The 19309-nt window shown below is 56.7% G+C and carries 21 protein-coding genes; 13 read left to right on the forward strand and 8 right to left on the reverse strand.

Annotated features, from left to right (window positions below; genetic code table 11):
- Window positions 1–201 precede the first annotated feature (201 nt).
- Genes QK300_RS03835 through QK300_RS03845 form a run of 3 tightly spaced genes read left to right on the forward strand, consistent with a single transcriptional unit; the run spans window position 202 to window position 2002 of the window.
- Window positions 202–795, forward strand: coding sequence for a YceI family protein (locus QK300_RS03835; protein ID WP_281300330.1), 594 nt, complete (start codon window positions 202–204; stop codon window positions 793–795).
- Between the two features lie 44 nt (window positions 796–839).
- Window positions 840–1424 carry a cytochrome b gene (locus QK300_RS03840; RefSeq protein ID WP_281300329.1) on the forward strand — a complete coding sequence of 195 codons (585 nt, stop codon included), beginning with the start codon at window positions 840–842 and terminating at the stop codon, window positions 1422–1424.
- Window positions 1421–2002, forward strand: a complete 582-nt coding sequence (locus QK300_RS03845; RefSeq protein WP_281300328.1) for a YceI family protein — start codon at window positions 1421–1423, stop codon at window positions 2000–2002. Before QK300_RS03840 ends, QK300_RS03845 begins: the two co-directional genes overlap by 4 nt.
- 138 nt (window positions 2003–2140) lie before the next feature.
- Here QK300_RS03845 and QK300_RS03850 read toward each other — a convergent pair whose 3' ends face one another.
- Both QK300_RS03850 and QK300_RS03855 read right to left on the reverse strand, forming a co-directional pair.
- Window positions 2141–3757 (reverse strand): SulP family inorganic anion transporter, encoded by a 1617-nt coding sequence (locus QK300_RS03850; RefSeq protein ID WP_281300327.1) that lies wholly within the window; start codon window positions 3755–3757, stop codon window positions 2141–2143.
- Between the two features lie 95 nt (window positions 3758–3852).
- Window positions 3853–4497 carry a carbonic anhydrase gene (locus tag QK300_RS03855; RefSeq protein WP_281300326.1) on the reverse strand — a complete coding sequence of 215 codons (645 nt, stop codon included), beginning with the start codon at window positions 4495–4497 and terminating at the stop codon, window positions 3853–3855.
- Window positions 4498–4615: 118 nt separating this feature from the next.
- On the opposite strand from QK300_RS03855, the gene QK300_RS03860 reads away from it, so the two are divergent.
- Window positions 4616–5596, forward strand: a complete 981-nt coding sequence (locus tag QK300_RS03860; protein WP_281300325.1) for a hydrogen peroxide-inducible genes activator — start codon at window positions 4616–4618, stop codon at window positions 5594–5596.
- A gap of 34 nt (window positions 5597–5630) precedes the next feature.
- On the opposite strand, the gene aroC is transcribed toward QK300_RS03860, so the two are convergent.
- The 4 genes from aroC to QK300_RS03880 form a co-directional block, all read right to left on the reverse strand.
- Complete coding sequence (gene aroC / locus QK300_RS03865; protein ID WP_281300324.1) at window positions 5631–6704, reverse strand: chorismate synthase; 1074 nt, start codon at window positions 6702–6704, stop codon at window positions 5631–5633.
- A gap of 27 nt (window positions 6705–6731) precedes the next feature.
- Window positions 6732–7568, reverse strand: a complete 837-nt coding sequence (gene fabI, locus QK300_RS03870; protein WP_281300323.1) for an enoyl-ACP reductase FabI — start codon at window positions 7566–7568, stop codon at window positions 6732–6734.
- A 132-nt stretch (window positions 7569–7700) separates the two neighbouring features.
- Window positions 7701–8633: a YihY/virulence factor BrkB family protein gene (locus QK300_RS03875; RefSeq protein WP_281320813.1), complete on the reverse strand. Its 933-nt coding sequence runs from the start codon at window positions 8631–8633 to the stop codon at window positions 7701–7703.
- An 11-nt stretch (window positions 8634–8644) separates the two neighbouring features.
- Window positions 8645–9562, reverse strand: coding sequence for a DnaJ C-terminal domain-containing protein (locus tag QK300_RS03880; protein ID WP_281300321.1), 918 nt, complete (start codon window positions 9560–9562; stop codon window positions 8645–8647).
- 65 nt (window positions 9563–9627) lie between these two features.
- Between QK300_RS03880 and pdxH the strand changes: the two genes are divergently transcribed.
- The 6 genes from pdxH (at window position 9628) to QK300_RS03910 (ending at window position 14345) form a co-directional block, all read left to right on the forward strand.
- Window positions 9628–10239, forward strand: coding sequence for a pyridoxamine 5'-phosphate oxidase (gene pdxH / locus QK300_RS03885; protein WP_281300320.1), 612 nt, complete (start codon window positions 9628–9630; stop codon window positions 10237–10239).
- A 26-nt stretch (window positions 10240–10265) separates the two neighbouring features.
- Window positions 10266–11213: a cation diffusion facilitator family transporter gene (locus tag QK300_RS03890; protein WP_281300319.1), complete on the forward strand. Its 948-nt coding sequence runs from the start codon at window positions 10266–10268 to the stop codon at window positions 11211–11213.
- Between the two features lie 74 nt (window positions 11214–11287).
- A complete protein-coding gene (locus QK300_RS03895) occupies window positions 11288–11647 on the forward strand; it encodes a Spx/MgsR family RNA polymerase-binding regulatory protein (RefSeq protein WP_281300318.1) in 360 nt (119 codons plus the stop codon).
- A complete protein-coding gene (locus QK300_RS03900; protein ID WP_281300317.1) occupies window positions 11644–12462 on the forward strand; it encodes a PhzF family phenazine biosynthesis protein in 819 nt (272 codons plus the stop codon). The genes QK300_RS03895 and QK300_RS03900 overlap by 4 nt, the downstream gene beginning before the upstream one ends.
- Window positions 12463–12468: 6 nt before the next feature.
- Window positions 12469–13578, forward strand: a complete 1110-nt coding sequence (locus QK300_RS03905) for an ATP-binding cassette domain-containing protein (protein WP_281300316.1) — start codon at window positions 12469–12471, stop codon at window positions 13576–13578.
- Window positions 13575–14345: an ABC transporter permease gene (locus QK300_RS03910; protein ID WP_281300315.1), complete on the forward strand. Its 771-nt coding sequence runs from the start codon at window positions 13575–13577 to the stop codon at window positions 14343–14345. Before QK300_RS03905 ends, QK300_RS03910 begins: the two co-directional genes overlap by 4 nt.
- 8 nt (window positions 14346–14353) lie before the next feature.
- On the opposite strand, the gene QK300_RS03915 is transcribed toward QK300_RS03910, so the two are convergent.
- Together QK300_RS03915 and nadC are read right to left on the reverse strand one after the other, a co-directional pair.
- Window positions 14354–14740 (reverse strand): DUF423 domain-containing protein, encoded by a 387-nt coding sequence (locus QK300_RS03915; RefSeq protein WP_281300314.1) that lies wholly within the window; start codon window positions 14738–14740, stop codon window positions 14354–14356.
- Window positions 14741–14753: 13 nt separating this feature from the next.
- The gene (nadC, locus tag QK300_RS03920; protein ID WP_281300313.1) at window positions 14754–15620 is read right to left on the reverse strand and encodes a carboxylating nicotinate-nucleotide diphosphorylase; all 867 of its coding nucleotides are present in this window, start codon (window positions 15618–15620) and stop codon (window positions 14754–14756) included.
- 75 nt (window positions 15621–15695) lie between these two features.
- Here nadC and QK300_RS03925 point away from each other — a divergent pair, with 75 nt between their 5' ends.
- The 3 genes from QK300_RS03925 to QK300_RS03935 all read left to right on the forward strand — a co-directional run bounded on the left by QK300_RS03925 (window position 15696) and on the right by QK300_RS03935 (window position 19217).
- Window positions 15696–16463, forward strand: coding sequence for a cyclic nucleotide-binding domain-containing protein (locus QK300_RS03925; protein WP_281300312.1), 768 nt, complete (start codon window positions 15696–15698; stop codon window positions 16461–16463).
- A gap of 109 nt (window positions 16464–16572) precedes the next feature.
- Entirely contained in the window at window positions 16573–17451 is an 879-nt protein-coding gene (locus QK300_RS03930; protein WP_281300311.1) for a bile acid:sodium symporter family protein, read from the forward strand.
- Window positions 17448–19217, forward strand: a complete 1770-nt coding sequence (locus tag QK300_RS03935) for an amidohydrolase family protein (protein ID WP_281300310.1) — start codon at window positions 17448–17450, stop codon at window positions 19215–19217. Before QK300_RS03930 ends, QK300_RS03935 begins: the two co-directional genes overlap by 4 nt.
- Window positions 19218–19309 lie beyond the last annotated feature (92 nt).

Raw genomic sequence — 19309 nt, forward strand, 5'->3', positions numbered from 1 at the left:
CACATGGTTTATCTTATGAAAAGCGGTGAGAAAAGTGGCCGCGAGAAAAAGGATTGAGGCGGTCTTTATAAATGTCATGATCAGGATGGATCATAACATGAAGGTATGACCCTATAAAGATGGCCGCTTTGCTTCTTCAGCGCTTGTTTTCCATGTGCTCGGAAAACGATTTGAAATTTTTAATGAACCTGGGGATAGACCATGACACGGATGAAAACTTTGATGATGGCGGCCGGTGCGGCCATGCTGATGACCGGTGCGAGTGCAAGCGTACAGGCAGCGCCCGAAACTTTTGAATTCGATGAGGCCCATACCCATATCGGGCTGGCTTGGAACCATCTGGGCTTTTCCGAAACCCGCGCCCGCTTTTCTGATTTTGAAGGGGCCCTGATCCTTGATCAGGACAATCCCGCCAATTCCAGCCTGTCGGTGACCATTCCGATCAGCAGTATCGATACGGGCATTGAGAAATTCGACGATCATCTTAAAAGCGCTGATTTTTTCGATGCCGCAACCTATCCTGAAGCCACCTTCAAAAGCACGAAGATCGAACTTGATGGCGATAAGGCCGCCAAGGTGCATGGGGATCTGACCATTCATGGCGTGACCAAGCCGGTGGTGCTTGATGTGACCCTTAATCAATTGGGCAAGCATCCGATGAATGGCAAAACCCATGCGGGTTTCACCGCCACCACCAAGATCAAGCGCAGTGATTTCGGCATCAATCAATATGTGCCGATGGTGAGTGACGACGTGGAGATCTTCATTTCCACCGAAGCATCGAAAGCCGAATGATAGAAAGCGTTCAGGAGTTTTTAAAGACCTGAAGAAGGGGGGCGATGATGCAGATGTCCAACAGCACTGACCGTTGGGGCTTCGTGAGTATGGCTTTTCACTGGATCGTCGCCCTTCTGGTTATTTTCATGTGGGGTCTTGGCTATGCCATGATCCACCTGATCGAAGATCTGCAAACCAAATTTGAATATTTTCAATTGCATAAGTCGATTGGCCTGACAGTTCTTTTATTGGCGCTCCTGCGTCTTATCTGGCGGCTCAGACATCCCGGCCCGGCCTTGCCCGGCAATCTCAAGCCCTATGAGCGGGGGCTGGCGCATCTCACGCATTATGGGCTTTATGCCATTTTGTTTTTGATGCCCCTTTTGGGGCTGATTAGCGCCGATACCTCAGAACTGACCATTCCCACCCGGATTTTTGATCTGTTTGCTTTGCCCACGATTTTTGGCCCTACGGAATGGCTCCATGATCTGGCCAAAGAAGGGCATGAACTTTTGGGATGGGCGCTTTTGGGGCTTTTAGTCTTGCATGTGGGGGCCGCCTTGAAACATCATTTCATTTTAAAGGACGAAACCCTGCGGCGGATGCTGCCCTTTGCTGGCCCTTCTGGTCATGGAGATAATCAATGACATCATCGATGCGATCCGCTTTCGTGGCAGTGGCGGCGGCTGGCCTGCTGCAGATGGCCCTGCCGGGGGCTGCCCATGCTCAGCAATGGCAGGTGATCAAGGATAAAAGCGCCATTTTATGGACGGCGAAATGGAATACCTCGCCGGTGAGCGGTGGATTCAAGGATTTTACCTCCGAGATCATCTTTGATCCCGAAGCCCCTGAAGATGCCGTGATCAGGGTCGAGGTGGATAGCGGCAGTATTTATTTGAATGGGCAGGATGCTCGCTCCACTTTGGTGAATTCCAACTGGTTTTTTATCGAAGAATACCCCAAAGCGGTTTTTGTTTCCGAGCAGATCACGCATCTGGAAAATGGCCGCTATGAAGCGCGTGGCAGCCTGACGATCCGGGGCCATGAACAGCCGGTCACTTTGCCTTTCAAGCTGACCATCGAAGACGATGTGGCGCAGGTGGTTGGCAGCATCACCCTTGATCGCAACAGCTTTTCTTTGGGCCAGAAGGGTGATGTGGCGAAGGCCGTTGCGGCCAATGTCAATGTTTCGGTCGAGGTGACGGCGAAGCGCCTCGGGGAATAGAGTTCCCGTCTTCGCAAGCCGAGCCGAATATAAGAGTTCAACATAAAATCCCGGGCTTTAAGCGCTTTTTATGGCGGTTAAAACCCGGGATTGGTTTTTTGAAGATTAGTTTTGAGGATCAGGCTTTTGCACCCGCTATCATGCGAGCCGTTTTTCCTCTTCGATCAGGGCAACGGCTTCGGTCAGGGCTTCTTTTCGGTTTGCTTTGACCTGCGACATTGGAATCTGGGTGAAGGTTCCCAGTCCTTTAAACAGATCGGTAATGCTATCGCGCATCCCGGTCATATAAACGGTGACACCACTGTTTTTGGCATCAGACAGAATGGTTTCCACCGCCGTAGCCGCCGACATATCGATGAATGGCACACGCGAGAAATCAAGGATGAGGACGGAGACTTCGCCCGCTGTGCGCTCTCGCGCCCGATGCCCCATATCGGCGGCCGCCCCGAAGCTCAAAGGCCCACCGAAATCAAAGATTCTGATCCGGTTTTCGGTATCTTTCAACAAAGCGGCTTCGGATTCATCCATATCGCGCAGGCTGATATCGCCGATGGAGGCAAGCTGGGTTTTCGCCAATTGCTGAATGAAGGCAAGGGCGGACAGCACGACACCGGCAGCCACCGCCGTGATCAGATCGACAAACACAGTGAGCCCAAGCACCATCACCATCAGCAGCAGATCCCAACGCGGGCCGCGATGGGCACGCTTGATATAAGACCAATCGATGATGTCATAGCCCACCTTCACCAGAATACCGGCAAGGGCGGCATTGGGGATGGCTTCGGCCAGAGGGCCAAGACCCAAAACGATGGCCAGCAAAACCACTGAATGCAAAGCCCCCGAAAGCCGGGTGGTGCCGCCAGAGCGAATATTGATCACCGTGCGCATGGTGGCCCCGGCGCCTGGGATCGCCCCAAAAAGCCCGGCAATGCTATTGCCTACCCCTTGGCCGATCAGCTCGCGATTGGAATCATGGCGGCCACGGGTCATATTATCGGCGACCAGTGAGGTCAAGAGGCTGTCGATCGCCCCCAGGGCGGCCAGGATCAGGGCTGCTTCCACAATAAAAAAGACACTATCAGCCGTCAGCATGGGAATTTGCAGGCTGGGCAGGCCGGTGGGGATCGATCCCAAAATGGGAACACCGGGAAGCAGCATCGCCACAGGTGTTGCGATCAAAAGAGCTGCCAGCGGCCCGGGCAGAAAGCGCCCCAGCTTGGCAGGCCATAAAAAGACCACGGCCAGGGAAATGGCGCTGATGATCAAAGCCGATAGATTGGGATTGCTGATCGCATCGGGAATATTGCCCAAAGCCATCAAGGGGCTGGAAGAGGATTCCTGCCCCATCAATTGCCCGAATTGCAAGATGATGATGATGCAGCCAATCCCGCTCATGAAGCCGGAAATCACCGGATAGGGAACCAGCCGGATATAGGTACCCAGCTTGAAGATGCCTGCCAGCACCATAAAGATGCCCGCTAAAACAACGGATGCGAAAACAAGCTCAAGCTGATCGGAAAAAGCAGCAAAAACACCAGCAAAAACAACCACCATCGGGCCGGTGGGGCCGGAAATCTGGGTGGGGGTTCCACCCAGAACCGCAGCAAAAAAGCCTACGATGATTGCCCCATAAAGGCCAGCAATCGGGCCGGCGCCGGACGCCACACCAAAAGCGAGGGCCAGTGGCAGTGCGACCACGGCGGCCGTAACACCGCCGAAAATATCGCCGCGTATTTGATCGACATTATAGGACATGAACGTTTCTTTCTATGGATGCCAAGGCCATGGATGCCAAGGGGCATCAGGGTCGTTTCATGAAGGATGCAAAGAGGATAACAAAGGATCTCTCATCAATTGACCAGTGTAGATTCATAACCCTCCTTGGTCAAAATTTTGAATTGTCCGCTTTCCTCGTCATAGGCTTTGATCGCGCCGGTTTTGATATCATAGACCCAGCCATGAAGCTGCAAACGCCCGGTAGAGAGGCGGGCCGCCACATAAGGATGGGTGCGCACATGATTGAGTTGCATCAGCACATTTTGTTCGATCAGGGCATCGAGCCGGTCCTGCTCGGAGCGCTCGCCGGATTGTTCATCAACAATCTTAAGCGCCGCTTCTGAATAGCCAAGCCATTGCTTCACATGGGGGAATTTTTCCAAACCGGCGAGATCCATGGCACCCTTCATGGCCCCGCAATCGGTATGGCCACAGACCACAAGATGCTGGATATTCAAGGCCCCGATGGCATATTCGATGGTGGCGGTCACCCCGCCAGCATCGGCAACATGGGGCGGCACGATATTGCCGGCATTGCGGCAGATAAACAGATCGCCGGGTTTGGTTTGGGTGATCATCGAAGGATCGACACGGCTATCGGCACAGGTGATGAATAGCGCCTCCGGGGATTGCCCCCCTGCCAGCTTGCGAAAGAGATCTTCATTTTCGGGATATACGGTTTTCTGGAATGTCGAAATTCCTGAAAAAATCTTTTCCACGTTTCGTCTCCTTGCCATTGCGAACCAAATCCGGGTGGTCCCCAGATATTTAATGCTGTGCAGTTTGTATAAGCCATGTGATAATGGAAGCCAAATATTTCTGAAAAGGTGATCAGCTTTGACTATCACAAAAAAACAGCCTCATCGCGAACCCGGGGTCAAACAAATCCGCTATTTTCTGGAGGTGGCGAAAGCGGGCAGCTTTCGCCGGGCCGCCAGCCGTTTGGGCGTTTCTCAGCCAACGCTTTCGGCGCAGATTTCGGTTTTGGAGGAAATTCTGGGCTGCCCCTTGCTTGAACGCGCCAAAACGGGGGCCATGCCAACCCCCATCGGCCAGGAAATCATCCCGTTGGCTGAAGAAATCCTTCATGATATCAGCCTGTTGATGGATCGTGCCCGGCTTGGCCATGGGGGCCTTGGGGGCACCCATCGTTTGGGGGTGTCGCCCTCTATCGGGCCTTATTTATTGCCTGAAGTGATTGGCGCCATTCATGATGCTTATCCCGATCTGCGCCTTTATGTGCGTGAAGAAGACCCGCGCGAACTCGAAGCCAAATTGCTCGATGGCCGATTTGATATCATTCTCACCTCTATGCCCATGGATATCGGCGGTTTGGTCACGCACAATCTTTATGATGAGCCTTTATTGCTCACGGCATCCCTTGATCATCCGCTGGCTGCGAAGGCAATGGTTGAGGGGGCCGATCTGCGCGATCAAACTTTATTGGCGCTGGAAGAGCGCTATCGGTTTTTTGATCAGGTGCAGGAATTGGCGCATCGCTATCAGGCCCGGCTTTTGCGCGAATATGAAGGCACCAGCCTTGATACCCTGCGTCATATGGTTGGCATGAATATGGGCCTGGGCTTTTTGCCGGCGCTTTATGTGCGCTCTGAAATTCTGCCGCGCAAGGATGTTGTGGTTCTGGGATTGAACGAAGAACTGGCCTATCGCACAGTGGCGATGGCTTGGCGGCCCAGCGTGCCGCATCGTCGGCTTTATCGGGAACTGGCGCAGTTTATCCGTCGCATGTGTCAGGAACGGTTGTCGGCGGATGTGCGGGTGCATGATCCATCTGCATTCGAAGCCCGCCAGGATTGAAGCGGCTGCCCGAATTGTTTGGCTGGCCCGTTTTTCAGCCACATTGTGCCCGATGCAGCATCATATGATCGGCCAGGACCAGCGCCAGCATGGCCTCGGCCACGGGCACGCCGCGAATGCCCACACAGGGATCATGGCGGCCTTTGGTGATGATCTCCACCTCATCGCCATCGCTGGTGATGGTTTGGCGGGGGATCAGGATCGAACTGGTGGGCTTGATGGCAATCCTGCAGCACACCGGCTGGCCCGATGAAATGCCCCCCAAAATGCCGCCGGCATGATTGGATAGAAAGCGCGGATGGCCATCGGGGCCCATCCGCATTTCATCGGCATTATCCGCCCCGCTCAGGCGGGCGGCCTTGAACCCCGCGCCGATCTCAACGCCTTTGGCAGCATTGATCGACATCATCGCCGCTGCCAGATCGGCATCAAGCTTGCCATAGATCGGTGCGCCCCAGCCTGCGGGCACCCCATGGGCTTCCACGGCGATCACCGCGCCTAATGAATCGCCGCTTTTTCGTACGGCATCAAGGCGCTCGGCCCAGCGTTGGGCGGCTTTGGCATCGGGGCAGAAAAAGGGGTTTTGATCCACTTCATCCCAATCGAGGGCGGCGTCATCGATGGCATCGCCACCCATTTCCACCAATCCGCCATAAAGGGTGATATTGGCGCCCAGAATTTTGCGCGCCACCGCCCCTGCCGCCACCCGCATGGCGGTTTCCCGGGCCGAGGATCGCCCGCCGCCCCGGGGATCGCGATGGCCATATTTGGCCATATAGGTGTAATCGGCATGGCCGGGGCGATAGCGTTTGGCGATGTCGGAATAATCCTTGGAGCGCTGATCGGTATTTTCAATCAGCAAAGAAAGGGCTGTGCCGGTGGTCCGCCCTTCATAAACGCCGGAAAGAATCCGCACCTGATCAGGTTCCTGACGCTGGGTGGTAAAGCGCGATTGGCCGGGTCGGCGTTTATCAAGAAACGGCTGAATATCGCCTTCGCTCAAGGCTAGGCCGGGGGGCACCCCATCAAGCACAGCCCCGATGGATGGGCCATGGGATTCCCCCCAGCTCGTGAAGCGCAGAACATGGCCAAAGCTGTTTATCGACATGGTGCAATTCCCGTGCGGGCGGCGCGATCAGCCAAGGGTGATATCGGGCGCATCGACCTGTTTCATGCCCACGGTATTATAGCCTGCATCCACATGATGAATTTCCCCGGTGACCCCGGAGGCCAGATCAGAGAGCAGATACATCCCCGCGCCGCCCACATCATCGATGGAGACATTGCGGCGCAAGGGCGAATTATATTCATTCCATTTCAGGATATAGCGAAAATCGCCAATGCCTGAAGCCGCGAGCGTTTTGATCGGCCCGGCGGAGATGGCATTGACCCGGATGCCGCGCGGGCCCAGATCATTGGCCAGATATTTGACGCTGGTTTCCAATGCCGCCTTCGCCAGCCCCATGACATTATAATGCGGCATCACCTTTTCCGCGCCATAATAGGATAAGGTGAGCATCGAGCCGCCCGCGCTCATCAACTTTTCGGCGCGATTGGCAACAGCGGTAAAGGAATAGCAGCTTACATCCATGGTATTGAGGAAATTTTCCCGGCTGGTATCCACATAGCGACCACGCAATTCATTCTTGTCGGAAAAACCGATGGCATGGACCAGAAAATCAAGCTGGCCCCATTCTTTTTCAATGATCGCAAAGGCTTCGTCGATGGAGTGCATATCCGCCACATCGCAAGGTGCCAAAAGCGTGGAGCCCAGGCTTTCAGCCAAGGGCCGCACCCGGCGTTCCAGCGCCTCTCCCAGATAGGTGAAGGCAAGCTCCGCCCCTTGGGCGCGGGCGGCGCGAGCAATCCCCCAGGCCAAAGAGCGATCATTGGCAACCCCCATGATCAGCCCCCGCTTGCCTGATAAAAGACCGGCCTGATTATCTGTTTTGAGATCTGATGCTGCGGTCATGACCTGTCCTTTTTGTTCGGCGCGTTCGCTCTGCGCATATCGTCGTCAATTCATAGTCCGTTCATTCCTGTGCCGGCCTTTATATCCAACCGGCCCGGCTGCGGAAATATCCTACACAGGCTTTGGTGCAAATCAATGCGCCGGATCATCCTGTTCATCCTGATCCTCCAAGCGTGATGGCAGATCATGATGATGGCGGCTATAGCCAGCATTGAGATGCGCGCCAAGAATAAAGGCCGCCGCAATGATATAAATGAAGAGCTGCAAGATCACCATGCCCGCAAGGCTGCCATAGATCACGTCATAGCGATCAGCATGATTGAGAAAAACCGTCATGCCCTTCCCCAGCAAAAGCCAGACAAGAACCGTGAACAGCGCCCCGGGCACATAATGGCGCCGATGCCGGGGCAGGCGCGGGGTGAAATTCTTGTAAAGGGCCAAAAGCGCTAAAAACAGCAAAAGCGGGGCGGCGATATAGCGCGCCCAGATGCTGTAATCGCGGATGGTCTGCGGCAGATAAAAAAGCTCGGATAAAAAGCTCAAAGTTACGGGAATGGCCACCAGAAAGGACATCGCCAGCAAAATCGCCAGAGCGGTGATGATGATCAGAGCGAGGTCTGCCAAAAGCCGTCGCCAGAAAGGCGCTGCATGGTGCCAGCTTCCAAAGGCATGGATCACCGTTTTCCGCGCCCCTTCCACCCCTTGCACCGCCGACCATAAAGCAAAGGCGATGGAACCGGTGAGCAGCCCACCCCCTGAAACCTTGAGGATATTATCAATCGGCCCTTCCAGAGTTTGGGCAATGCCTTGGGGCAGATTGGTCAGCAGGAAGCGGATGGCATCCTGGCCCATATCGGTTTGGCCGATAAAGCCCGACAGGGCGATCATGAAAATAAGAAACGGAAACAGGGCCATCACCCCTAAAAAGGCGAGATTTCCGGCATCTTCCAATCCATGGTTCTTGAAAAACCGCAACAGCGAAGCCCAGCAGATGCGGCCATGGGTGCTCAACTGCCCTTGGCCTTTTGCGGCTTGCTGCCCAACGAAACCGCTATTTTCGCGCACCATATCCTGCCTTATGATTTCAGGGCGGCGCGAACATCATAAGCATGGGATTTCGCCCAGCCCTTGATCGCTTTTTCCAGATCCTGATCGGGATGATCGGGCAGAACGATCTTCAATGTCACATATTGATCGCCGGTCTTGCCCCCGGCGCTGATGCCCTTGCCCTTTAGGCGCAGGCGTTTGCCACTCGACGTGTTTTTGGGGATCGATAATGTCACCTCACCATGGGGGGTGGGCACCGAAAGCCTGGCCCCTAAAACCGCTTCATCGATGCGGATGGGCAGATCAAGGGCGATATCAAGGCCATCGCGGCGGAAAAAAGGATGCGGCGCGATTTCAACCTTCACCAAAGCATCGCCCGGCGGGCCGCCCGCCTCTCCGGCTTGGCCTTGCCCTGCGAGGCGAATCTGCTGGCCATCGGCCACGCCTTGAGGGATTTTCACGTCCAATGTTTTGCCATTGGACAGGCTCAGGCGTCTGGTGATGCCATGGATGGCATCAATGAAATCCACCTTCAGGCGATAAACCACATCGCGCCCGCGCTGAGGCCGGGGCTGGGCCCGACGGCCACGGCCAAAGCCGAAAAGATCGGCAAAAATATCATCACTATCGGTAAAGGACGCTCCGCCCATATCGGCACCGGGCCTGAAACCGCCCCCGGCACCGGGCCGAAAGCCCCCCGCCGCCCCGCCAAAGGGGGCGCGTTCGGCACCGCTGGCATCAATCTCGCCGCGATCATAACGGGCGCGTTTGTCTTTATCGCCAATGATATTATAGGCCGCCGATACTTCCTTGAAGCGTTCGACGATCTTGTCATTGCCTTTATTGCGATCAGGGTGCAGTTCCTTGGCTAATGTGCGATAAGCGCTTTTGATGGTGGCATCATCGGCGGTTTTGGGAACCCCTAGAATGGCATATGGATCTTTCATGGTCAGCCTTGATCATCTCATCTGTCGTTCATGATATGTGGTTTTATCAGCTTTGGAGATTATGTATGGAAAAAATTACCCAAACCAACCCTTTCAAGGCTTTTGCGCAATGGCTGGATGAGGCCAAAGAGGCGGAACCCGATAATCACAATGCCATGACTTTGGCCAGCGTCAATGCCGCAGGGCGGCCATCGGCGCGGATTGTGCTGCTCAAAGAATGGGATGAGGCGGGCTTTGTTTTCTATACCAATCTGGCGAGCCGCAAGGCCCGTGATCTTGCAGCCTCGAACGCGGCGGCGCTTTTGTTTCACTGGAAAAGCCTGCAACGGCAAATCCGCATCGAGGGCTTTGTCAGTCCGGTCTCGGATGCGCAGGCGGATCGCTATTTTGCCGGACGCCCGCGCGCCAGTCAGATCGGGGCCTGGGCATCAAAGCAATCGGCCCCGATGCCCGGTGGCCGGGATGAATTCCAAGCGGCGATTGCGCATTATGAACAAAAATTTGTGGGCCAGCCGGTGCCAAGGCCGCCTTTCTGGTCGGGCTTTCGCCTTGAACCCGATCTCTTTGAATTCTGGCAGGAAGAGCCCTTTCGCCTGCACCATCGGGTGATTTTCAAGCCCCATGCGCGAGGGGAGCGGGCACCGGACGATTGGGAAAGCACGCTTCTTTATCCCTGAAGGGGCGAGAGAACAGGATGATGACCATGCCGGAGGCCAAAAACGCTCGGGCGGACAGCCCCGATCTCGCTTTGCGCAAGCGGGCGAAGCTGATGCGTTTGGCGGCCTATGCCAGCATGGCGGTGGGGGGCACGCTTGCGCTATTGAAAGGTGTGGTCTGGCTGCTCACCGGGTCGGTGACCATGCTCGCCTCGATGACCGATTCGCTCCTTGATCTGTTTGCTTCGGTGATGAGCTATATGGGGGTGCGCACCGCTTTGCAGCCCCCCGATGATACCCACCGGTTCGGGCATGGCAAGGCCGAGGCGCTGGCGGCTCTGGCCCAGGGTGCGGTGATGCTGGGATCGGCAGCCTTCATCATCTTGCAATCTGTGTTGCGTCTTGCCGATCCGCAGCCGGTGATGATGGCCTGGACCGGCATGGCTGTTTCGGCGGTGGCGATCATCCTGACTTTGGGGCTGGTGCTGTTCCAGCGTCATGTGATCGCGCGCAGCCAATCGGTGGCCATTACCGCCGATCATTTGCATTATACCGGCGATCTGTTGCTCAACCTTTCGGTGATGGTGGGGTTGGCGGTCAGCGCTTATGGCGGCCTTCATTTTATGGATGCGCTCTTTGGCATCGGGATCGGTGTCTTTATCGGCTATAATGCCTGGGGGGTGGCCAAAGGGTCCATCGATATGCTGATGGATCGGGAAATGGCCAGTGCCGAGCGCGAAGCCATTTTCAATATCGTTTTGGGCAATCGCGATATTCTGGGTCTGCATGATCTTAAAACCCGCAAAGCCGGGATCGACAGCTTCATTCAACTTCATATCGAAATCAGCCCCCATGCCAGCCTGCATCAGGCGCATCTGGCCGCTATCGAGGCCGAAGCGGCGCTCAGCGAACGATTTCCCGATGCCGAAATCATCATCAAGATCGATCCCATCGGCTTTGAAAAGCCCAATCTGACGATGAAAGAACTCGATTGATGCAGGTTCTTATGGCAAGCAGGGGCGGTTATCGCTAAGACCATGGTTAAAGCTATCAATCAAATCGGGGTGCCATGATCATTCTGTTTGGCCTCAAAAACTGCGATCGCTGCCGCTCTGCCCGCACATGGCTTTCGGGGGAGGGGGTTGCTTATCAATTCGTTGATCTGCGCGATCATGGGGTGAGCGAAGATCAGATGGATCGCTGGATTGATGCCCTGGGCTGGGAGCATTTGCTCAATAAACGCAGCACCACATGGCGCGGGCTGGCCCCTGCCGAGCAGGGTGAACTCGATGGCGAACGGGCGCGGCACCTGATGCTGGCCCATCCGACCTTGATAAAACGGCCGATCTGGGATCTGGGCGCACAGATCCTTGCGGGGTTTGATGATGCTGTCAAAGCACTGATCCGGGCCGGGGGGGAGCAAAAATGAGCCAGAATATTCGTATCGCTTTTTTGCAGATCGATGCGTTTACCGATCAGGCTTTTCGCGGCAATCCGGCGGCTGTTTGCCCCCTTGATGCCTGGTTGCCCGATGCAGTTCTGCAGGCCATTGCGCGGGAAAATAATCTGTCGGAAACGGCCTTTTTCGTGCCCGCCGGGGATGCCGACGAAGCGGATTTTCATCTGCGCTGGTTCACCCCGGAGGTTGAGGTGGATTTGTGCGGTCATGCCACTTTGGCAGCCGGCCATGCCATCCTCAGCAATCTGCATGGCAAGGCCAAAGCCGTGCGGTTTGGCAGTCAGGCGGGGATTTTGACCGTGACCCGCGATGGGGATCGGCTGTCTTTGGATCTGCCTGCCCGCCGGGCTGGCGATGTGGCTGTGCCTTCGGGCCTTTATCAGGCCATGGGGGCGGCCCCTTTGGCCTTGTGGGGTGGTGGGCGCGATTATCTTTTGCTTTATGAAAGCCAGGCCGATATTGCGCGGCTGAGGCCCGATTTTGTGGCTCTGAAGGCTTTGGGGCGGCATGGCTTCATCGCCACGGCCCCCGGTGATGATTGCGATTTTGTGTCGCGGTGTTTTTTCCCCGGATATGGGGTAGACGAAGACCCGGTGACCGGCTCGGCGCATTGTGTTTCTGCGCCCTTTTGGGCTGATCGTTTGGGCAAAAACACATTATTTGCCCGCCAGATTTCAGCGCGGGGCGGGGATCTGTGGATTCATGTGACCAAGGATCGGGTGCATATGTCGGGCCATTGTGTGGAGGTGATCGCCGGTGAAATGTCGGTGCCGGAAAGCGTTTGAACAGCCATGCCGATGATTGAAATCAAAGCTTTGGTGAAAACCTATTCCGGCCCCGTGGAAGCCTTGCGCGGGATCGATTTGCGGGTTGAAAAAGGTCAGATCTATGCCCTTTTGGGCCCCAATGGTGCGGGTAAATCCAGCACCATGCGGATTTTGGCCAGCCTGTCGCAGCCCACGGCGGGCCGGGTGAAGCTGGCCGGTCATGATGTTTTTGGGCCAGATGGTTTTGGCTCTGATGATTTTGGCGGGCAGGGGCATCGGGGGGCTGAGGCCGCGCGCGCCGCCCTGCGCCGGGATATGGGCTATGTGGCGCAGGCCTCAACATCGGATGAAACCCTGACGGGCCGCGAAAATCTGCGGATGCAGGGGCGTTTATTTGGCATGGGGGGGGATGATCTCGCCCGGCATGTGGCGCATTTATTAAAGCTTTTCGATCTGGATGAGGCCGCTGACCGCCGCACTAAAGGCTGGTCGGGGGGGATGCGCCGCCGGTTGGATCTGGCGATGGGGCTGATCCATGGTCCACAGATTTTAATTCTCGATGAACCTTCAGCCGGGCTCGATCCCCAAAGCCGGGCGGTGATGTGGCGCGAAATCAGGCATCTGGCCCGGGATCAGGGCATGACCATCTTATTTTCCACCCATTATCTGGAAGAAGCCGATCAACTGGCGGATCGGGTGGCGATCATCGATCAGGGGCGCATTGTGGCCGAAGGATCGCCCAAAGCCCTGAAGGATCGTCTGGAAGGCGATCTGATCAGTATCCGGTTTGCCACCGCGCCCGATCCGCAGGATCTGGCTGAGCGGCTGGCGAAAGCCGGATTGCCGACCGATCCTTCATCTGCGGATGCCGCGCTGAATGCCAATGAGCAGGATCAGGATCGCCTTGATCTGCGGGTGGCGCAGGGATCATCCATTTTGCCGCTTCTGATTGCGGCCTTGGATGGATTGCCCCTTTTGGATGTGAGCATGACACGGCCCCGCCTTGATGATGTGTATCTGCAGGTAACCGGCAGGCGGTACAAGGCTGCGGATGGCGACAGGGAAGCGAAATCATCCGCTGCATCGCCTGATATTGCGGATCATTCCGCACCCCAAGACGAGACCGTTTCATGAAATTTTTGCGCGATCTGTTCATCCTGACCGGGCGGTTGCTGGTGCATAGCAAGCGCATGCCGGTTTTTGTGATCATCTCGATCATTCAGCCGGTTTTATGGCTTTTGCTGTTTGGCCAGCTTTTTGGCGGGGTGACAGCGCTGGGCGGTTTTGGCACCCAATCTTATGTGGATTTTCTGGTGCCCGGCCTTGCGGTGATGGCGGCGCTTTTTGGCTCTGCCTATTCCGGCATGTCTTTGCTGATGGATCATGAACGGGGGATTTTGGATCGGTTTCTGGTCACCCCGGCGGCGCGGGGGGCGCTGATTGGCGCGTATGTTGCCCATTCCGGTGTTCTGGTGATGGGGCAGGCCACGGCGATCATCGGGGTTGGCCTGCTTTTGGGGGCGGGGATGACAGGGGGTGTGCTGGCCTATCCGGTGATCTTGCTCGCGGCTTTTTTGCTGGGCTCGGCCTTTGGGGCTTTATCGAATGCTTTGGCTTTGATGATCCCGCGCCATGATGCCATCATCGCGGTGATGAATTTCGTGATCCTGCCTTTGGTTTTCCTGTCATCCATGATCATCTCCACCGAAGCCATGCCCGGCTGGATCAGGGCGATCTCCGCCTATAATCCCGTGGAATGGGCGGTGCGCATGGCCCGGGGTGCTTTTCTGGGCGGCGATTGGCTGATGGTGGGGGTGAATGGCGCTTATCTTTTGCTGTTTTCTTTCGTGTGCACGGGCTTTGCGGTGCGCGCCTTTCACCGTTTCATGGCCAAATCCTGATAAACCGATCACAAGGCCGGGGCGCGAATGCCTGCCACGATCAGCAGGGCCCATCCCGCCATCAGGCACAACCCGCCCAAGGGGGTGAGCCAGTGAAAAACCCCAAGGCTGCCCGATCCCATCAAGGCCAGCCAATATAAACTGCCGCAAAATAAAAGCACGCCCGCCTGCCACAGCATCCCCGTAGCCGGGATCAAGGGCATGGTTTTGATAGAAAGTGCGGCAATGCCCAGGGCCAGCAGCGCCACCCCATGGATCAGTTGAAACTGCGCGGCCTGGGTAAACCAGCCCAGCCTTTGTTCATCAAGGCGCGCGGCGAGGATATGGGCACCGGCGGCCAGGGCTGCCACCGCCATCAGGCCATTCACACCGGCCAAAGCGATCAGGATGTTCATTCCTCATGGTCCTTCATGATCGGGGTGCGGTCCCTCGTTCAAAATCAAGGCCGATATCGATGGCCGGGGCACTTTGGGTGAGCCGACCGATGGAGATACGATCCACCCCGCTTTCGGCAATGGCGCGCACGGTTTCCAGCCGCACCCCGCCCGATGCCTCGGTGGGAACGCGGCCCTTGATGCGGGCCACGGCCTGCCGCAAAAGATCGGGTGTCATATTGTCCAGAAGCAGGCTGCCTGCCCCGGCGGCCAAAGCTTCATCCACCTGATCAAGGGTATCGCATTCCACCTGACAATCATCATGCCCTGCGGCTCTGGCGGCTTCCAATGCCGGGCGGATGCCCCCCGCCACGGCAATGTGATTATCCTTGATCATCACCGCATCATAAAGCCCCATGCGGTGATTGACCCCGCCGCCACAGGCCACCGCATATTTTTCAAGCCGGCGCAAAAGCGGGGTGGTTTTGCGGGTATCCAGAATGACCGCGCCGGTGCCCTTGATCGCCTCCACATAGCGATGGGTGAGGGTGGCAATGCCCGAAAGATGCTGCACCAGATTAAGCGCCGTGCGTTCAGCGCTGAGCAGGGCGCGGGCCCGGCCATCAAGGCGCAAAAGCACGGAACCCGCCTGATGCGCTGTGCCATCATCGGCCATTGCCTGAAGCCCCACATCGGGATCAAGCGCCCTGAAAATCGCGCAGGCGAGCGGCAGGCCAGACAAAATCATCGGCTCGCGTGCCCGCATGGTAGCGATCAGCCGGGCATCATTGGGGATCACCGAAGAACTGGTGAGATCGCCGCTCCCTATATCCTCGGCCAGGGCGGCCGCGATAAAGTGATCGCGTGCATCATCGCTAAGGGGAAAGGGCAGGTTGGGCATGTTTTTTCCTTGAACTTTACCGGCTCTTTACACTGCATGATGCAGAATTTGAAGCCTGTCTGAAGGAGATGGGTCATGCAAACGCTGAAATTAAAGCCCGGCGATCTGGTTTATGCCGAAGGCGATGAAGCCAAAGCAGTTTATCTGATCGAAGAGGGTGCGGTCGAGGTTTCGCGCCAAGCCGCCGGGCGGGCGGTGCGGTTGGCGGTTCTGGGGCGGGGTGAGATATTTGGCGAAAGCGGGGTCATCCGCAATAAAGCGCACAGCACCAGCATGAAGGCGCTCACCCCATGCAGCCTGCTTGAGGTGACCAAGCCGCAATTTCTGAAATTGTTCAGCGATCAAAATCCTTTGGGCCTGCCGATGCTGCGGATGCTGAGCGAACGGCTGGAAAAGGTGGATGAACGCCTGCTTTCGGGGGGCGGAAAATCCCGCGATAAAGCCCTTTTGACACAGATCGGGATGATCCGGCTTTTGCCTGCGCATGAAGCCATGATCAAGCAGATGGGCGAAGATGGGGTGATCATTGAAAAGCTGCCCTTTACCCTGGGGCTGCGCACCGGCCAAAGCGATGGGGGCAAGACATCGGATCAGCATCTTTTGCTCGGGGCGTTGAAGGATTATGCTCTTTCGCCCGAACATTTCGAATTGGAAAAACGCGATGGCTATCTGATCATTCGCGATATGGGCAGCTATCTGGGCACCATCGTCAATGATCAGCCTTTATCGCGCTTTGGTCAGGAAGCCACCGCCATTTTGCATATGGGGGCAAACAGCGTGATTGCCGGACCCAAAAGCGCCCCCTATCAATTCCGCATCATGGTCGAACCCAAAGCGTTGTAAGATGGGCTTTGGGGGCGATTGAACCTTATAGATCCTCGACATCGTCCTGCATGTTCAGGCAGGAGATATTTCCCTATCCGTTTTGTAAAGTGGACAGGAAAGTGAGGATATGAACAGCGTTACTGATATCATCCTGCCGTCGATTGTGGCTCTGATCATGCTGTCGATGGGGCTGGCGCTGACGACTGCCGATTTCACCGCCGTGGCGCGTCAGCCGAAAGCGTTTGTTCTGGGGCTCATGAGCCAGCTTCTTTTCCTGCCCGTGATCGGCTTTGCCCTTGCCAGCCTGTGGCCGATGTCGCCTTCGCTGGCCGTGGGGTTGATGATCATTGCCGCCTGTCCGGGCGGGCCGATGTCCAATCTGCTTACCCATCTGGCGCGGGGGGATACCGCTTTATCCATTTCGCTGACCACCGTGGTCAGCTTTGTCACCATCTTCAGCCTGCCGATCATCCTGCGCTTTTCGATGGCTCATTTCATGGGTGATGATGCGCCGCCCTTGTCTTTGCTGGGAACCATATCGGGGCTGGCGATGATGACGCTGATCCCCTTGTCCTGCGGCCTTGGGATCAGGGCCATGGCTCCGGCTTTCGCAATGGCCGCCGAGCCGATCACCCGGCGGGTGGCGACGGTGGTATTTTTCCTGTTCATCCTCGCCGCCATCGCGATGGAATGGGAACGGGTGCAAAATGATCTGGGGGCCATCGCTCCGCCCATTTTGATCCTTAATCTGGGGGCGATGAGCCTTGCTTATGGTCTGGCCCGGGCCGCCCGCCTCAGCCCGCCCCGGGTGGTTGCCCTTACCCTTGAATGCGGCATCCAGAATGGGTCGCTTGCGATGTTCGTTGCCGCCACCTTGTTGCAGGATCAGATGATGATGTTGCCCGGTGCTGCTTATGGCCTGTTGATGTTTCCCACGGCCTTTTTGTTCGTCTTCGTGTTTTTGCAGAAAGACCGCCGCTCCGCCCTTAAAAGGATTGTGCCATGACTCTGGATTTAAAGATCACCGGCGGACTTATCTATGATGGCAGCGGCGGCGCGCCCTATCATGGGGATCTGGGGATCAAGGATGGCCGCATCACCGACATTTCGCGCGATCAATCGCTGGGCAGCCCGGCGCATCAGGTGATCGATGCCGATGGGGCCATGGTGACACCGGGTTTTGTCGACATCCACACCCATTATGATGGGCAGGCCTGCTGGGATGAAACATTGGCACCATCCTCTTGCCATGGGGTGACCAGCCTTGTGATGGGCAATTGCGGGGTTGGCTTTGCGCCCCTGCGGCCGGGGGCGCAGGATCAGCTGATCGCCCTGATGGAAGGGGTGGAGGAAATCCCCGGCGTGGCCCTGAGCGAGGGCGTTAGCTTTGATTGGGAGGATTTCGGCAGTTATCTCGATGCACTGGACGCCATCCCCCACAGCATCGATTTTGCCACTCAGATCACCCATGATCCCCTGCGGCTTTATGTGATGGGGGATCGTGGGGCTGCGGGTGAACCTGCGCAGGCAGATGATATCGCCCTGATGCGGGCACTGGCAGCCGATGGCCTGAGGGCCGGGGCTTTGGGGATCAGCACCGGGCGTTCGGCGGTGCATAAAACCAATAAAGGTGAAGATACCCCGGCGCGGTTTTGCGGCCTTGATGAGCTTTTGGGGCTGGCCGGGGCGTTGGCCGATGTGGGAAAGGGGGTTTTGCAGCTCGTTTCCGATTTTCGTCTTGATGAAGGTGAGGCCGCTTTCGATCCCGAATTCGATCTGGTGGATGCCATGGCCAAGGCCTGTGGGCGTCCGGTTTCCCTGTCGCTTAATCAGCGGGATATGGCCCCTGATCAATGGCGGCGGATTCTGGCTCGGGTGGAGCAGGCCAATGACCGGGGCCTGCCGATGAAAGTTCAGGTGGCCGCGCGCGGCATCGGGGTTTTTTTCGGGCTTGAGACCACGCTCAATCCTTTGATGGCTTATCCCGGCTATCGGGCGATCATGGATCTGCCGCTGGCAGAGCGGGTGGCGATCCTGCGCGATCCCGATTTCAAGGCGCGGCTGCTGGCCGAGCCACGCATCAGGCTTTCGGGGGCGGATAGCGCGGTGCCGCCCCTTGCCGATATGGTTCTGGATCGTTTGGAATTTTTCTCGCTTCGCATGTATCGTTTGGGCGATCCGCCCGATTATGAACCGCCCATGGAAAAATCCCTTTATTATATGGCCCGCGATGCCGGGCTTTCGGTGATGGAAGCGATCTATGATCTTTTGCTGGAAGAAGATGGCCAGCAATTGGTGTATTTCCCGATTTATAATTACAGCCGTTTCGATCTTTCGGACTTGCGCCAGATGATGATCCACCCCGCCGCCTTGTTTGGGCTTTCGGATGGCGGAGCGCATGTGGGAACGGTGTGTGACGCCAGTTTTCCCACATTTCTGCTTACCCATTGGGGGCGGGATCGCACACGCGGCGAAACATTGCCCCTGCCATGGCTGATCAAAAAGCAAACCGCCGATAATGCCCGGCATATGGGCTTGCAGGATCGGGGCCTGATCAAAAGGGGGCTGAAGGCCGATCTCAATATCATTGATCATAGCGCCCTTTGCCTTCCCCGCCCACAGATGCGCTATGATCTGCCCGCTGGCGGCAAGCGCTTGTTTCAAGGGGCGAAGGGCTATGTGGCGACAATCGTTTCCGGCGTGCCGGTGATGCGCTATGATCAGCCCACGGGGGCGCGCCCCGGTCGGCTCATTCGCGGTCCGCGCGGATAGGCTCTTATCTGCAGGGCCGCATCCGGAAAGAACGCCTTTGTGATTGTTCTGCTTTTGCCTTTTTCCCTATGAATGGGCTTTGTGCGATCATG

Origin of the sequence: Iodidimonas sp. MBR-22, from assembly GCF_029946565.1 — a bacterium.
GTDB lineage: Bacteria > Pseudomonadota > Alphaproteobacteria > Sphingomonadales > Rhodothalassiaceae > Iodidimonas > Iodidimonas nitroreducens.

Coding starts and splice junctions, on each gene's coding strand:
- QK300_RS03905 (WP_281300316.1), top strand. CDS start 12,469: ATGCCGATGATTGAAATCAAAGCTTTGGTGAAAACCTATTCCGGCCCC.
- nadC (WP_281300313.1), bottom strand. CDS start 15,620: ATGCCCAACCTGCCCTTTCCCCTTAGCGATGATGCACGCGATCACTTT.
- fabI (WP_281300323.1), bottom strand. CDS start 7,568: ATGACCGCAGCATCAGATCTCAAAACAGATAATCAGGCCGGTCTTTTA.
- QK300_RS03925 (WP_281300312.1), top strand. CDS start 15,696: ATGCAAACGCTGAAATTAAAGCCCGGCGATCTGGTTTATGCCGAAGGC.
- QK300_RS03910 (WP_281300315.1), top strand. CDS start 13,575: ATGAAATTTTTGCGCGATCTGTTCATCCTGACCGGGCGGTTGCTGGTG.
- QK300_RS03895 (WP_281300318.1), top strand. CDS start 11,288: ATGATCATTCTGTTTGGCCTCAAAAACTGCGATCGCTGCCGCTCTGCC.
- QK300_RS03890 (WP_281300319.1), top strand. CDS start 10,266: ATGCCGGAGGCCAAAAACGCTCGGGCGGACAGCCCCGATCTCGCTTTG.
- aroC (WP_281300324.1), bottom strand. CDS start 6,704: ATGTCGATAAACAGCTTTGGCCATGTTCTGCGCTTCACGAGCTGGGGG.
- QK300_RS03850 (WP_281300327.1), bottom strand. CDS start 3,757: ATGTCCTATAATGTCGATCAAATACGCGGCGATATTTTCGGCGGTGTT.
- QK300_RS03845 (WP_281300328.1), top strand. CDS start 1,421: ATGACATCATCGATGCGATCCGCTTTCGTGGCAGTGGCGGCGGCTGGC.
- QK300_RS03935 (WP_281300310.1), top strand. CDS start 17,448: ATGACTCTGGATTTAAAGATCACCGGCGGACTTATCTATGATGGCAGC.
- QK300_RS03900 (WP_281300317.1), top strand. CDS start 11,644: ATGAGCCAGAATATTCGTATCGCTTTTTTGCAGATCGATGCGTTTACC.
- QK300_RS03880 (WP_281300321.1), bottom strand. CDS start 9,562: ATGAAAGATCCATATGCCATTCTAGGGGTTCCCAAAACCGCCGATGAT.
- QK300_RS03930 (WP_281300311.1), top strand. CDS start 16,573: ATGAACAGCGTTACTGATATCATCCTGCCGTCGATTGTGGCTCTGATC.
- QK300_RS03840 (WP_281300329.1), top strand. CDS start 840: ATGATGCAGATGTCCAACAGCACTGACCGTTGGGGCTTCGTGAGTATG.
- QK300_RS03915 (WP_281300314.1), bottom strand. CDS start 14,740: ATGAACATCCTGATCGCTTTGGCCGGTGTGAATGGCCTGATGGCGGTG.
- QK300_RS03835 (WP_281300330.1), top strand. CDS start 202: ATGACACGGATGAAAACTTTGATGATGGCGGCCGGTGCGGCCATGCTG.
- pdxH (WP_281300320.1), top strand. CDS start 9,628: ATGGAAAAAATTACCCAAACCAACCCTTTCAAGGCTTTTGCGCAATGG.